Genomic DNA, 14,479 nt, shown 5'->3' with positions numbered 1-14,479 from the left:
TATCCCCACTGTCTTTTATTAACGGCGTGCCTTTTGCTCAGGTTCTGCGATTTGCCCTTGGTAAAATATTCTTTTCATTGGTGTAACATTTAACTCTTGGCAATACCGCTTTAATTCTCTCTCTTCCCGTTCGGTCACTAATGAGATTACGGTACCATCCGCGCCCATTCTTCCTGTTCTGCCAGCTCTATGCACATATTGGGCGATATCCCTCGGAAAGTCCACATGAACAACATGTGTAACTCCCTGAATATCCAATCCTCTCGCTGCCACATCTGTAGCGATCAGCATTTTTGTTTTTCCATCACGAAAAGCTTTAAGCTCTGCCTGTCGTTCCAATTTCTTCATGTCACTATGTAAAATTCCAGTTGACAATTCTTTAAAATTAAACTTTTCTTTGTATACTTGAATTTCGCCAATATCATTAATAAACGCAAGTGCTTTGATGTTTTCTAACCGGACGATTTTTTCAAGCAGCTTAATCTTATCTCTAGGTTCAGCTAGAAAATAGATATGCTCAACATCACCAGAAGAAGCCATCTCATCCTTTTCTATCCGAAGAATTTCAGGTTCCTTGGTAATTTCCTTTGCTAATTTCTCCGTTCCAGCTTTCATCGTTGCTGAGAATAAAACAACTTGGCGATCTCCCATTGTTGATTTAACAATATTTTGGACCGTGTTAATATGCTCTGGAATCAGCAGTTGATCACCTTCATCTAAAACAACTAGCTTCACTTCGTGCATTTTCACTTTTTTCTGTTTGATTAATTCAAATAATCGCCCTGGCGTAGCAAATATAACATGGGGGCGCTTTTTCAATTTTTCAAGCTGGCGTTTTACGTTTGCACCGCCAATTATGGAGGTGCCTCTTACTCCACTGCCTTCTGACCACTTTTGAAATTCTTGATAAACCTGCATAACCAATTCCTGTGAAGATGCTAGCACAACAGCTTGCAGTGATTGTGAATTAGATTCAATTTTATTTAATAACGGCAGTAAATAGGCAAGTGTTTTGCCAGTGCCTGTTGGGGATTCTGCGATTAAATCTTTTCCATCAAGAATTAGAGGAATGGCCGCTTCTTGAATAGAAGTTGCATTTTGAAAACCTGACTTTTCCCATGCTTCCTGTAAAAAAGGGTTTAAGGTATTTAACATTTCGGACTCCTTTTTTTTTCTCATTTCTACATATTATATCCATACATGACTTTGATACTATCCTATTTACTAAAAAGTGTCCATAAAAAACCCCATTCCTTCGCAAGGAACGGGTAGTACTTCAATTCGTATATCGGCTATTTTTCGGCGTAGCTATTTCTCTGAAATTAGCTGTTAAATAGCTTAGATTCTCTCTTAATTCTTCACCATTCATTGGGAGTCCATGCCCGGTTACCGCTGCTTCTGGCTTCAAAGCCTCTAGGATTTTAACGGATTCATAGGCAGCTTCCCAATCCGTTGTGTAATATCGAGGCGGCCCGCTTATTTCCTGTGTTTGCGTTAATACTTTATAAAGTGATTCTTGTTTAACTGTAACAAAAGCATCCCCAGCGATTAGGGCTCGGTCTTCTTCTCGAAAGAATGAAACATGACCTGGCGTATGCCCCGGGGTATGTATCCATTTCCACCCAGGCATATGAGGGATTGAACCATCCTGTGGAAAAGCCTTTACTTGTTCCCCAATATTAATGCCATGATTCGGAAACATTGGGGACAATTTTGCCACCATTCCTGCGTCGACACTTGGGTCGCCTGGTGGGTAATCCTTTTTACCTGTTAAATAAGGGATCTCCAATTCATGTGCATAAACAGGAACCCGCCAATTTTCTAGAAGTTCAACCAGCGAACCAACATGATCAAAATGACCATGAGTCAGAATGATGGCACTTGGTCGTGCCTGTTCTCCGAAGTGCTCTGTAATCATTCCGCTAATTTCATCGGCACTCTTAGGCATACCTGCATCCACAAGTACAAATTCATTCTGATTACCCACTAATGCTAGATTGACGATTTGATTCGTATAACAATACACATCAGGCAAAACGGCAATACCCATACCGCTGCCAATGGAGGTCATAGGTAGAAATGATCCTTCAAACTTACTGTCCTGATTTTGTTTCAAAAAAAATCCCCCCTGTTTTTATTTATTATTTAACAGAGAGGAAGAATATATTAATCAAATGTTCTTATCGCCAATTTATGAATGGTGGAGTTAATTTCCTCAGATTCAATAATCGCTTCATTAAAGTTAATTTCAATTTTACCACTGCCTGCTAAAATTTTTACCTTCTCAATCCCGTTATACCTTTTTATTTTCCTCTTGATTTTCCCAATACACCCAGAGCAGGCAACATCATTTAGAGACAACTGTATCATACTCATTTTGAATATCCCCTTTCAATCATGGATTCTACATTAGTTTATAAGAATTGATGCTGTGAAACCTTGACTTACATCAAGGTTGATATGAATCACTACAAAAACAAATAAAGAAAGATAAACTATATAGTAACGAATACTCTAAGGGAGTGGTTATAATCGTGTGTTGTGAACATTGCTCTCATGAATCATCCTGTCTCATCACTGTTCCTGTTTTTAAAGGGCTGAATGAAGAGGATATTCAGCAACTACGGAAGGTCACGCGCAGTCGAAAGGCACTTAAAGGGGAATATATTTTTAGAGAAGGCGAACGTTCAAGTACATTATTTGTCGTTAAAAAAGGGCTGATTAAATTAACGAAAACATCTGCAGACGGAAAAGAACAAATTGTTCGACTTCTGTTTCCTGGTGATTTTTTTGGCCTATATTCTCTTTTAAGAGATGAGAAACATTATATTAATGCTGAAGCCGTACAACAAACGATGATATGTTCAATAGAAAAAAATGACTTTTTAAAAACAATGGAGGGTAATTCTGATATGGCGTTCCGCTTTTTAGTGGCGATGAACGACCGTCTTTATGAAGCAGATGAATCCATGGGGTATCTAAGTTTAATGGAAGTAGAACAGAGGCTTGCAAAGGCACTTCTACTCTTCCATGAAAAAATGAACATCCAGAATGAGGTATTTACGCTGCCGATTACAAAGAAGGATTTAGCAAGTTTTATTGGAACAACTCCAGAATCCGTAAGCAGAAAGCTTTTGACATTTATGTCCAAAAATATTATTCGGATGGAAGGTCAAAGGCAATTACAGATTCTAGAGCTGGACCAACTAAAAAGAATTTCTGAGTTTGGTTAAATTTCATTTAATTTTATTGCCATGAGACGAAAGTGCGCTGGTTCGATTTCATTTACAATCGCATTCATCCCCAAAGATTGAAAGGTCGCAATCAGCGGTTCGCCACGATGTGGTAAATGAATTTCAAATATGGTCCCCACAGGTGCTGACTTTACAAAATTTATAATTTCCCGTCGTGGATGTTCGCCCTTTAAGACTCTCTCGCGAATATCTATGACGGCTCTTTGATTTTCTATTTGGAAACTGCTCATCCTTTTTTCATCACCTCTTAAGTAAGATTATCACCAAGTGTAACACCCTTTTATATTTTGAAAATTGATTTATATCAAGTTCAACTATGTTTTTAGCTTTAACCAGGTTAAGATTGGGAAATATTAATTTTTGAACGTATTGTGAACAATATACTTAAATAGAGATAAACTCCTATGATTGGTGGTAGAATGAAGGGCAGCAAGATAACAATATATCGGAGTTGAAAATGATGTTAAACAAAATTACTCTGGTCTCATGTTTGTTGTTCTTTTTATTGGGTTCACAAACCTTTGCGCATTCCCACATGGAAACAAATACAACACCACCAGTACAAGTTGAAACGAATAAAGAAATTGAAACTGCTGCCCCGGATACTAAAGCGGTAATGAAGGAAGAATCCACAAAAGTAAATAAAACGATTTCAGAAAAACCTTCTGTGATGAATTATGCACTCCCAGCCATAATGGGTTTAATTATCGTTTTGGGCTTCGGAAGCTATTGGTTGATTTATAGGAGGAAATACGTCTAGATGTTTATTGCAGGAATTGTAAGTGAGGCATTACTTTATATTTGTTTTTCATTGTTACTCGGGAGCTTTATTTTGAATCTTATTCCCCAAAATGCTCGTCCAGAAATTAAAATTCCAAAAGGTGTGCTTTTGGCTGCCGCATTAGGGATTGCCCTATTTTCCTTTTTGCCGGTATTAAAAATTGTTCTATATTTATATGAGGACCTAGGTTTAGGCTATACCCTTAAATCTGTGTTAATGAATTTTGAGGTAGGCAAGACCTGGATTAGTACGGTTTTTATTTCGTTTATCCTGTTCATATATCTAATCCCGCTTAAACTTGAACAAAAGCCTTTATTCTCTTTAACAGGTCTCATCTTTACACTTATCTTAATTGCTTCACTTGGCTGGTCCAGCCATGCAGCATCCTTATCCAAAATAGCAGGTTTCCTCACCCACACTGCCCACTTTTTAGCGATTACAACATGGGTTGGAATCCTGATGGTGGTGAGTTGGTTTTCACGGAACCATGATCATTGGCTGAAATTCTTGAAGTGGTTTTCGCCAGTTGCTATATTATGTTTAGTTATTACGACCATAACAGGTATATCCTTAATGACTTTTCACATGGAATTGTCCGATTATGTTAGTGTAACAGCTATTTCTTATGGGCAGACATTATTAATTAAACATATAGCAATTCTTCCATTACTAGTTTTCGCCTTTATCAATAGCTTTTTGATTCGGAAAAGGCTCCAAAAAGATCCATCTTATAATCCGCTTCCATGGGCACGGCTTGAGAGCGTGATTGTTTTAATCGTTTTTTCTATTACTGGCGCACTTGGACAAGCTTCACCTCCTCATGAACTAGGTTCGATGGTTAGAGCAGAAGGGGCTTCCAAGTTATATTCCTTTTTCCATCCAGGTGAGATAAATTTCCCTATCCATTTTTCCCCTGGGATTGTTTCGATAACCATTTTTCTGATCGCTATACTTTTTCTAGCGTTAGTTATTGTTACTTTTATTAAAAAAGCCCCAAAAGCTTTGTCCTTAGTAATGAGTCTATTATTTATCATTTCTAGCTATATTGGATTTATGTTAAGCCTATCATGATAGAAGCAGCGGAAATGGATTCCCGCTGCTTCTTTTTTATAGTGAACGTAACACGGCTCTTACCGGACTTCCGTCTCCTTCAACCAATGGCAGCGGCAGGGCAATTAACTCATAATCACCTGGTTCTACTTGATCCAAAAGGACTGATTCGAGGATATGGATTCCATTTTCATTTAAGCTATGGTGCGCATGCAGGTCTTTACTGTCAATCGGATCGACGGATGGAACATCCACCCCGATGAGTCTAATTCCCTTCTCCGCCAAGTATGGACCGAGGTCACCTTCAATAAAAGGTATCTTTTCAGGAAACTCTCTTGAATTCTCCCAAGCCAAAGTTCTAAACAATACTCTTTGGAAGCCTTCTAAATCTACATTTTCCAAATCCTTCGCTCCTATACTTTCTTTCCCAATCATATCGACTACCCTTACAGGACCGATATACAACTCAAGTTCTAATTCAATAATTCTTTTTCCATTATCATCAAAATGAAAAGGCGCATCCACATGCGTCCCTGTATGTGTACTCATTGAAAGGCTACCTACATTCACAGATCCACTCTCTGCTTTGGACCATGAAACCTCATATTGAAAGGTTGTATCTCCTGGCCAAACCGGCATTCCGTTTTCTAACCTTCTGGAAATATCGATCATTTTCATTCTTCCCACTCCCTTGACAGTAATTAATTAGCCTATGTTAAAAATATATCGCTGCCAAGATGTTGTCAATTAATGAAACGAAAGCCAAAAGTCTCCAGCACGATTAATGATGCTGCTTATCTCATTAAACGGAATTGTAAAAGTTGGAAAGCCTGCAGCATATGGGGCAATTTCATAGGGCCCAAAATAAACATTCAACGCCCCTTCACTAATAAAAAATGGCTGGTCTGCTTTAATTCCTTTATTAGAATCTGGGAAGACATAGGAATATTGATCATCATTTTTGATTTTTTCTCCAATAATTTGACTAATGACCTCTACGTAATCTGCTTCCGGCTTAAATAAATCTTTAAGTTGATAAAATTTGCCCGATTTAAGATCTATATGTGCATATTTTCTAACTGGCATTCCATGAGCCGCACCAAAAGGATAATCATATCCTTTTATCTCAATGACTACCAGGGTTTTCTTATAGAAGCTTACATCGAAATCACCTGCGTAGCTTGATTCCAATTGCGTATGCGCAAGCGTTGGCTTCACTCCAGAAAGGTCCTTCAAAGTCTGATTTACACTCTCCTGAGTCTCAACACCCTTTAACTGTGGATAATAAACTAAATAATCCTTATTTGGTTTATATTTGTTTTCGATAACAGAATAATCGTTGTTTAAAGGAATGATAGTATTTTGCTTCCAAATCAATTTGCCTTTTTTATCAAAATAGAGAACTCGGAGATCAATATCCCCCTTTATTAATGATTTCTCAAATGCCAATGAACCACTGCCGTTAATCTTTGGAAGATGTTCAATTCTTTGACCACGTTTATCGATAAAGAAAGTGAGTTCATCATTATATGCAGAGGCGATTCCTTCCTTAAATTTGGAAACACCATTATAGATAAAACCAGTATAAATTTGACCGTTAGAGGCGGCGATTGCATACTTTGGAAACAGATATGGCTTTTCAGGATCAATCGCCTTCCCTAACGCATACCGCTCTTCTCCAAGATTTAATAGGCTATTATAGTGAGGTTTGATGATAAAATTTCCTTGTCGGTCAATTAAACCATAATAATCATGATTATGGTTTTCTACCGTTACAATCGCTTTTCCATCGATAAACTGTTGTACTCCAATATACTTGGGCTCAATGACCACCTTCCCTGATTCGTCCATGTAACCCCAGTTTCCATCTTCCTTTTCCTTAAATGCCAGCATCCCTTCTCCATAATAATTTACAAAAGGGTAAGGGTAGGATTTCAATACCTTCCCTGTTAGATCAATCAACGAATATCCGCCCTCTTTGACTTTTACAACCGCTTTACTGTCTTGAAAGTCACTTGCAGCTTCAAAGGACAACGGAATGACTTCCTTGCCTCTTCTATTCAAATAACCAAGTAAATAGTCGCCATGCTCGTTATTATTGGCAACTACTGCTCTGCCCTCCTGATAATCTCCAATAAAGAAATATTCCTTTGTGGTTATTTCCTTTCCACTTTCATCTAATATTTTATAACCTTCTCCGTCAATAGCAGCTGCCCGCCCTTCTGAAAAAGGATTGATTGTATCATATTTTGGTTTCACAATAAAATAACCGTCACTGTTGATGATTCCAGTTAGATTATCTACTTGAACAATAGCCAAGCCATTTTCCTGAAATTCACGACCCATATCATATTTTGGAGGAAGAACAAAATCACCTTTTTCATTGATGTATCCCCACCTACGGCCGCCTATCCCTTTCACTTCTGCCTGAAAAAGATAAACCATTCTGGATAAGGAAAGAAGGTAGATAATCCAATTTTCCTGTTCCATATTTCTTTGAGACATCACGATTACCCCATTTTATTTTTAATTATATATATGTAAAAATGGGCTGGATGTATCTCATTTTCTATACATACAAAAAGAATCTATTTTGAAAGAGATTCTTCAAAATAGATTCTTTTTAAGTTTAGATAAAAACATAATTTTGCTGTAATTCTCTCTGGATATTTTCCTTTGTTTTCAATATGGCTTGAACGATTTCATCTTTAACTTCAGGTGAAATTCGATAGGAGGGCACACTTACGCTAAAAGCACCATATGTTTTGTTATTCATTCGAAGTGATACACCTAGACAATACACATCTTTTTCACCTTCACTGTCATCTACAGCATACCCATTTCTTTTTATATCCTCTAACTGTCTTACCAGAGCTTCCGAATCTGTAATAGTGGTTTCAGTTAGTGCCTTTAGTTCCACTCGGCTAAAATAAGCTAATACTTCACTTTCTGACATTTCTGCTAGCACGGCTTTTCCCATTGCGGAACAATAAAGCGGCTTCGATAAACCAATCCTTGAATTTAAACACACGATCGGTTTTTTCGTTTCCAATTTATTAACCGTTAGGATCTCATCGCCTTCTAAAATTCCTAAGTGTATTGTTTCATCTAAAAGACCTTGCAGTTCTTTTAAATGTGGATAAGAAATTTTTGAAATGTCCAGATCTGCAAGATACTTGTTGGCGTATTTAATTAAGGCACTTCCTAGTTCGAATTTCTTTGTTTCTGGATGTTTTTTTACATAACCAATAAGTAGAAGGGTATCCAATATCTTTAAGGCCGTTGAGCTTGTTAATCCTGTTTCCTGTGCAATCACATTTAAGGATTGTGGTTCTTTCTTTGCAGATAGATAATCTAGGATACTAGAAGCCTTTATTAGAACAGTACCATATGGCTGTTTTGCATTCTCCACTATGTTACCTCCCTTCATCTTTATAACTTATTATATGTGAAACTAGCGAACGAGCCAACCGCCATCTACTGGGATAATGGCTCCGTTCATATAATCAGATGCTCTGCTTGCAAGGAAGACTACTACACTTTGCAAATCAGCTGGAGTTGCCCAACGACCCGCAGGAATACGAGAGGTAATTTCTGCATGACGCACTTCATCCTCACGAATGGGTGCTGTATTTTTCGTTTCCACATAACCAGGCGCAATGGCATTAATTTGTATACCTTTTATTGCTAATTCATTCGCAAATGCTTTTGTTAAACCAGCGACACCGTGTTTGCTGGCTGTATAGGAAGGTACGAATTTACCACCTTGGAAAGAGAGCATGGATGCAACATTAATAATCTTTCCGCTGCCTTGTTCTGCCATTACCTTTGCAGCTTCTTGGCTCAATGAGTAAACAGCATTTAGATTAATATCCATTACTGCATCCCAATCTTCTTCTTTATATTCTAGTATAGGCGAACGGCGGATGGTACCTGCGTTATTTACTAAGATATCTACTCTTCCATATGTTTCTAAGCATTTAGCAACGATATCCTTTGAAACTTGTTTATCTGTTAAATCACCTTGAAAAAACGCTGCTCGACGTCCTTCTTTTTCGATTAGTTCTTTCGTTTCTCCCCAGTTATTTCCATGGGTAGTAATAAAAAGATCTGCTCCTGCTTTTGCCAGCGCAACCGCAAAGCCTTGTCCAATTCCAGTATTACCGCCTGTCACAATCGCAACTTTACCATCTAATTTAAAATAATCTAATGAAAATTGTTGTAAGTCCTGCGTCATTTTCAAAACCTCCGTATCTGTTTAATGAAGTACATTAAAACAATCAATTAACAAAAGGATTTATTTTAAGTCCTTCATTGGCACCATGTCCATATCATTATATGTAATGTTTTCACCGCACATTGCCCAAATGAAAGTATAGTCACTTGAACCTACACCTGTATGAATAGACCAGCTCGGTGAGATGGCAGCCTGTTCATTCGCAATAACTAAATGTTTGGTTTCATCCGGTTTGCCCATAAAGTGGAAAACACGAGTATCTTCTTTCATATCGAAATAAAGGTACGTTTCCATACGGCGTTCATGTGTATGACTCGGCATTGTGTTCCAAGCACTTCCTGGAGTTAGGATGGTATATCCCATTTGAAGCTGGCAGCTTTCACATACATTCGGGTGAATATATTGATAAATGGAACGATGATTTAATGTCGATGAATCACCTGTCACCATTGGTTCGATATTATCAATACTAATTCTTACATTTGGATACTTATGGTGAGCCGGTACGGATACGGTATAGAATTTTGCTGGATTAGACGGATCTTCTGATTTAAATAGAATATCCTTTGTTTCTTTTCCAATGTAATATCCATCTTGCTTTTTCATTGGTTCTTCTCTGCCTTCGATTACAATAGATCCTGGTCCACCGATATTAATAACACCAAGTTCACGACGTTCTAAGAAGTAGGTAACTCCTAATTCTGTAGATAGTTCAATGGTTAAAGGATGATTTGTTGGTGTAACACCGCCAAAGATCATCCGGTCGTTATGGGTATACGTCAATCTGACTTCCCCTGGTACAAAAATACTTTCTACTAAAAATTCCTTACGTAATTGATCTGTTGAATAATGACGAATATCTTCTGGGCTATGTGTATAACGAGTTTCCACTTTATTCACTCCTGTTTATCGATTTATTTTTGCACTGACGTTTTCCTTTGAATTTTCTTCTTACTTGCATGGTACCTAACTATACAGTTTAGCTAACTTTGGAGATTTCCTTCTTTTGTTTCCAAATAGGAAATTTGATTGTTTATTTGGAAATGTACATTCTCATTATATTGGACATTTTTAAGTTTTTCAACTTGTTTTAAGAAATAATCAGATAAATTTCAAAACAAAAAAGAGTAACCTGTTTGGGCAACAGATTACTCTTTTTCCTAATCTATATATTTTGCTTCAGGAATTAATATTTTCCATTCTTCATAACTGATGATGGTTTCCCAGTGTCCCGTCATTTTTGCAAAGCCCACTATTAAGAAAAATACGACAAAGAATGAAACTGGAATAAACCATTTACTTACCTTTTTATTTGCTACCGTCATATTCAAGGTATCCTTTACAGGACATGCCTCTACACAGGCCATACAAGCGGTACAATTCAAGTTATTAACAGTTTCTACCTTATGCACTTTTACTCTGGATGGACATACTTTTGTACACATTTCACAATTTGTGCATGTCTCTTCATTTCTACGAACCTTTGAAATTCTAAATATCGACCCAAGTCCGATGAACGCTCCATAAGGACAAAGAAAGCGACACCAGAAGTTTCTATAGAATAAAGATAGTACAATCATTACAGTAAGAAAACCAATCCCAAAAGCGCTAATATCTAAGAAAAATGTCAGCATTTTCACATCAGATATTTTGTTATATGGTTCGTTTAAGAAGGCAATTGCACCGTACGTCGGCATAACAACCACCATACCCAAAAAGAAAAGCAATAATAAATACTTGATTGGGGTTAACAGCCAAACGAGCCAGGTGGGCACTTCAAAATTTCTTTTAAACAGCTTTTTTCCCACTCTTGCAATCCACTCACTCATTGTTCCAATTGGACAAATCCAGCTGCAAAACGATCTCCGGAAAAGAATGGCACCACCGACAAAAAAGCTTAGCAATACTAGTCCGGCAGGATGGATCAAATCAAAATCTCCGGTGGCAAGCCAGACCTTTAATGCCATTAAAGCACTAATTGGCAGGAATCCTTCAACAGTTGCTGGCCTTTCAACAAATGGTGTTTTTCCTAGAGTTTCAAAATGCGTATAGAATTGATAAAAACGGACACCTACATATAGTAAAAATAACAGGAATACAGCTTGAACGACGTACCTTGTTATTTGAACCGGTTTTCTTTTCAACTGTTTCTTGTACCAGTTCATTGACTTCATTACGATTCCCCCAATCTTCTTCACCTTAAATATAAAGAACGAAGTAAAATTGGGGATGTGATAAAAGTCATCAAGAATGGCGGATTCCTAAAGAGTTCACAACCCTATACTAAAAAAAGACATAATTAATTTATAAGACGTATAGGGTTTACTGGATATCTAAAAATTCTCCTAGCGTTCTACTCCAAACACAATGTTGTTCTGTTTCCGCGCTTTTTCTGTTACTCGGAGTACAATTTCACTCCATTCCTTTAGCTTCTCATATTGTTGAACATTGTTTGTTTCAATGATTTCAGCGATATTGATGCACTCATAGACCATGTCTTTTTCTTCCTGAGCAACACTGAAAATTTCGCTCTCCTTTGTATGACAGTCAATAAATTTTATTTCTGATATTGGCGCTGCATCTTCGAGGATAAAGGTACCCTTTTCTCCTTGAATCTCACATGGAAGTTCCGAATCAGAAATCTTTGAACAAAGAATCGTACAGACAAAGTCTTGATACTCTAAAATAAGTGTACCACTGCCATCGACACCGGTCCTTAGTATTACTGGATAATAGGTGACCTTCTTCGGCTCACCAAATAGACCGACAGCTAAGAAGAGCGGATACACCCCTAAATCTACTAAAGCTCCTCCGGAATAGGTACTTGAGAAAATATTTGGTTCCTCACCTTGTAAAAACAAATCGTAGCGTGAAGAATACTTCATATATGGAAGAATAGCACTTCTTAGATTACCTGCCATATGAAGCTTCTCTTTTAAAATACGAAAGTTTGGGGTATGAATATTTCGAATGGCCTCAAATAAATAAACTCCATTCTCCTCAGCTGTTTGATAAGCTTCTTCTAATTCAGCTGTATTTGAAAATATCGGCTTTTCACAAATGACATGCTTTTTATTTTTCAAGAAAGTAAGTGCCTGCTCAAAGTGGACTGAATTGGGTGAAGCAATATAGACAGCCTGAATTTCAGGACTTTTTGCCATTTCCTCTAAATCAGTAAAATAGTGTGCTGCGTTATATGTGTGGGCAAGGTTTTTTGCTTTATCCTCTGTTCGAGAATAGACTGCTGTTAAAGTTAGTTTTCCGCTCAGTTTTGCTGACTCTATAAAGGATTCTGTAATCCACCCTGTTCCGACTGTACCTAAATTTATCATATAAAATCCCCTTCCATTCCTTCTATAAGCATATATTGTAGCCTTTTTGCTTTCTTTTTACCAATTCCACTATTTTTCTAATGAATAGTTGGGTACAATGGAAAAATATCATATTTTATGTTATTTATAAGTAATAGAGATGAAAGAAAGAGGTTGAATAGAGTGGACAATCTAAGTTCTAATTTTATAAAAGATGTTATGATTAAGGATTTGGAATCTGGCAAACACGATAAAATTATCACTCGTTTCCCTCCAGAGCCAAATGGATATTTACATATTGGTCATGCTAAATCCATCATCATTAATTTTGGATTAGCGGATGAATTTAACGGAAAAACCAATTTACGATTTGATGATACCAATCCGTTAAAGGAAGACGTCGAATATGTTAATTCCATTAAAGAAGACGTGAAATGGCTTGGATTTGAATGGGATAACTTAAATTTTGCTTCAGATTATTTTGAAGAAATGTACAAACGTGCTGTGCTGTTAATTAAAAAAGGACTTGCCTACGTGGATGACTTGTCCGCTGATGAAATTCGTGAGTTCCGAGGCACCTTGACCTCTCCTGGTAAAGAGAGCCCTTATCGTGATCGTTCTGTCGAGGAGAATCTTGATTTATTTGAACGGATGAGAAACGGAGAATTTGAAAATGGTCAAAAGGTTCTTCGCGCAAAAATTGATATGAAATCACCTAATATCAATTTACGTGATCCAGTCATTTATCGAATTTCTCATGCAACACACCATAACACTGGCGATAAATGGTGTATCTATCCGATGTATGCTTTTGCTCATCCTTTAGAGGATGCGATTGAAGACGTCACCCATTCCATTTGTACCATTGAGTTTGAAGACCAACGTCCACTTTATAACTGGGTAGTGGAGCAATGCGAAATGGATAGTAAACCGCAGCAAATAGAATTCGGCCGCTTAAACGTAACCAACACGGTAATGAGCAAGCGGAAACTGAAGCAGCTCGTGGACGAAGGGTTCGTTGATGGCTGGGATGACCCAAGGATGCCTACAATCTCTGGAATGAGACGAAAAGGATTTACTCCTGAATCGATTCGTAATTTTGTTCGTGAAACAGGTGTATCAAAAGGTTCCGGCGCCGTAGATTCCCAAATGCTTGAACACTTTGTTAGAGAAGACTTAAAATTAAAAGCTCCTCGGACTATGGGGATTCTGAATCCTTTAAAAGTGGTCATCACGAATTATCCTGAGGGACAAATCGAATTACTTGATGCCGAGATTAATCCTGAGGTTCCTGAAATGGGGTTACGGAAAATTCCGTTTTCTCGTGAAATCTACATTGAAAAAGACGATTTCATGGAAAATCCTCCGGCAAAATATTTCCGCCTCTTCCCTGGTAGTGAAGTACGCCTTAAACATGCTTATTTTATTAAATGTGAAGAAGTCATCAAGGATGTAAATGGAGAAGTCGTTGAACTGCGCTGTACCTATGACCCGCTAACTAAAAGTGGTATCGGCTTTACTGGCCGTAAGGTAAAAGGAACCATTCATTGGGTGGAAGCAACCAATTCTGTTCCATCCGAGTTTCGTTTATACGAACCACTTATTCTTGATAAAACGGAAGATGACGAGGAAGAAAAGACCTTCCTTGATAACGTAAATCCTGAATCACTAGTAGTATTACAAGGATTTGTTGAGCCGAACATGCGGGAAAGCAGACCTTATGACAAATTCCAATTCTTTAGACATGGATATTTCAATGTTGATCCAAAGCATACGACTGTTGATAAACTCGTCTTTAACCGAATTGTTTCATTAAAGAGTTCATTTAAGATATAGAAAAAATAGA

15 protein-coding genes are annotated in these 14,479 nt (G+C 37.5%); 4 read left to right on the top strand and 11 right to left on the bottom strand.

Features of this window, described 5'->3' with window-relative positions:
- Positions 1 to 18 precede the first annotated feature (18 nt).
- From CHI06_RS17960 to CHI06_RS17950, 3 genes are all read right to left on the bottom strand, one after another.
- Positions 19 to 1,155, bottom strand: coding sequence for a DEAD/DEAH box helicase (locus CHI06_RS17960; RefSeq protein WP_095250000.1), 1,137 nt, complete (start codon positions 1,153 to 1,155; stop codon positions 19 to 21).
- A gap of 121 nt (positions 1,156 to 1,276) precedes the next feature.
- The gene (locus CHI06_RS17955) at positions 1,277 to 2,071 is read right to left on the bottom strand and encodes an MBL fold metallo-hydrolase (protein ID WP_095250002.1); all 795 of its coding nucleotides are present in this window, start codon (positions 2,069 to 2,071) and stop codon (positions 1,277 to 1,279) included.
- A 95-nt stretch (positions 2,072 to 2,166) separates the two neighbouring features.
- Positions 2,167 to 2,376 (bottom strand): heavy-metal-associated domain-containing protein, encoded by a 210-nt coding sequence (locus CHI06_RS17950; protein WP_095249999.1) that lies wholly within the window; start codon positions 2,374 to 2,376, stop codon positions 2,167 to 2,169.
- A 158-nt stretch (positions 2,377 to 2,534) separates the two neighbouring features.
- On the opposite strand from CHI06_RS17950, the gene CHI06_RS17945 reads away from it, so the two are divergent.
- Positions 2,535 to 3,233 (top strand): Crp/Fnr family transcriptional regulator, encoded by a 699-nt coding sequence (locus CHI06_RS17945; protein WP_095249998.1) that lies wholly within the window; start codon positions 2,535 to 2,537, stop codon positions 3,231 to 3,233.
- Here CHI06_RS17945 and CHI06_RS17940 read toward each other — a convergent pair.
- On the bottom strand, positions 3,230 to 3,484 hold the full coding sequence (locus CHI06_RS17940; protein WP_095249997.1) for an amino acid decarboxylase: 255 nt from the start codon (positions 3,482 to 3,484) through the stop codon (positions 3,230 to 3,232). The two genes, CHI06_RS17945 and CHI06_RS17940, sit on opposite strands and share 4 nt — an antisense overlap.
- Before the next feature lie 227 nt (positions 3,485 to 3,711).
- Here CHI06_RS17940 and CHI06_RS17935 point away from each other — a divergent pair, with 227 nt between their 5' ends.
- Together CHI06_RS17935 and CHI06_RS17930 are read left to right on the top strand one after the other, a co-directional pair.
- Entirely contained in the window at positions 3,712 to 4,014 is a 303-nt protein-coding gene (locus tag CHI06_RS17935) for a hypothetical protein (RefSeq protein ID WP_142300973.1), read from the top strand.
- Positions 4,015 to 5,106, top strand: coding sequence for a copper resistance D family protein (locus CHI06_RS17930; RefSeq protein WP_095249995.1), 1,092 nt, complete (start codon positions 4,015 to 4,017; stop codon positions 5,104 to 5,106). It abuts the gene before it with no gap.
- A gap of 36 nt (positions 5,107 to 5,142) precedes the next feature.
- Here the strand turns inward: CHI06_RS17930 and kynB are convergent, their stop codons facing one another.
- From kynB to CHI06_RS17895, 7 genes are all read right to left on the bottom strand, one after another.
- A complete protein-coding gene (gene kynB, locus CHI06_RS17925; RefSeq protein ID WP_095249994.1) occupies positions 5,143 to 5,763 on the bottom strand; it encodes an arylformamidase in 621 nt (206 codons plus the stop codon).
- Between the two features lie 69 nt (positions 5,764 to 5,832).
- Entirely contained in the window at positions 5,833 to 7,590 is a 1,758-nt protein-coding gene (locus tag CHI06_RS17920) for a WG repeat-containing protein (protein ID WP_095249993.1), read from the bottom strand.
- A 124-nt stretch (positions 7,591 to 7,714) separates the two neighbouring features.
- Positions 7,715 to 8,497 carry an IclR family transcriptional regulator gene (locus tag CHI06_RS17915; RefSeq protein ID WP_095249992.1) on the bottom strand — a complete coding sequence of 261 codons (783 nt, stop codon included), beginning with the start codon at positions 8,495 to 8,497 and terminating at the stop codon, positions 7,715 to 7,717.
- Positions 8,498 to 8,539: 42 nt separating this feature from the next.
- On the bottom strand, positions 8,540 to 9,322 hold the full coding sequence (gene kduD / locus CHI06_RS17910; RefSeq protein ID WP_095249991.1) for a 2-dehydro-3-deoxy-D-gluconate 5-dehydrogenase KduD: 783 nt from the start codon (positions 9,320 to 9,322) through the stop codon (positions 8,540 to 8,542).
- 60 nt (positions 9,323 to 9,382) lie between these two features.
- Positions 9,383 to 10,213 (bottom strand): 5-dehydro-4-deoxy-D-glucuronate isomerase, encoded by an 831-nt coding sequence (gene kduI, locus CHI06_RS17905; RefSeq protein ID WP_218833106.1) that lies wholly within the window; start codon positions 10,211 to 10,213, stop codon positions 9,383 to 9,385.
- Between the two features lie 269 nt (positions 10,214 to 10,482).
- The gene (locus CHI06_RS17900; RefSeq protein WP_095249989.1) at positions 10,483 to 11,496 is read right to left on the bottom strand and encodes a 4Fe-4S binding protein; all 1,014 of its coding nucleotides are present in this window, start codon (positions 11,494 to 11,496) and stop codon (positions 10,483 to 10,485) included.
- 171 nt (positions 11,497 to 11,667) lie between these two features.
- The gene (locus CHI06_RS17895; protein WP_095250001.1) at positions 11,668 to 12,651 is read right to left on the bottom strand and encodes a Gfo/Idh/MocA family protein; all 984 of its coding nucleotides are present in this window, start codon (positions 12,649 to 12,651) and stop codon (positions 11,668 to 11,670) included.
- A 165-nt stretch (positions 12,652 to 12,816) separates the two neighbouring features.
- On the opposite strand from CHI06_RS17895, the gene CHI06_RS17890 reads away from it, so the two are divergent.
- Positions 12,817 to 14,469 carry a glutamine--tRNA ligase/YqeY domain fusion protein gene (locus CHI06_RS17890; RefSeq protein WP_095249988.1) on the top strand — a complete coding sequence of 551 codons (1,653 nt, stop codon included), beginning with the start codon at positions 12,817 to 12,819 and terminating at the stop codon, positions 14,467 to 14,469.
- Positions 14,470 to 14,479 lie beyond the last annotated feature (10 nt).

Source organism: Bacillus sp. 7884-1 (genome assembly GCF_002272245.1).
Classification (GTDB): Bacteria; Bacillota; Bacilli; order Bacillales; family Cytobacillaceae; genus Neobacillus.
This window is presented reverse-complemented; position numbering and strand designations above follow the sequence as displayed.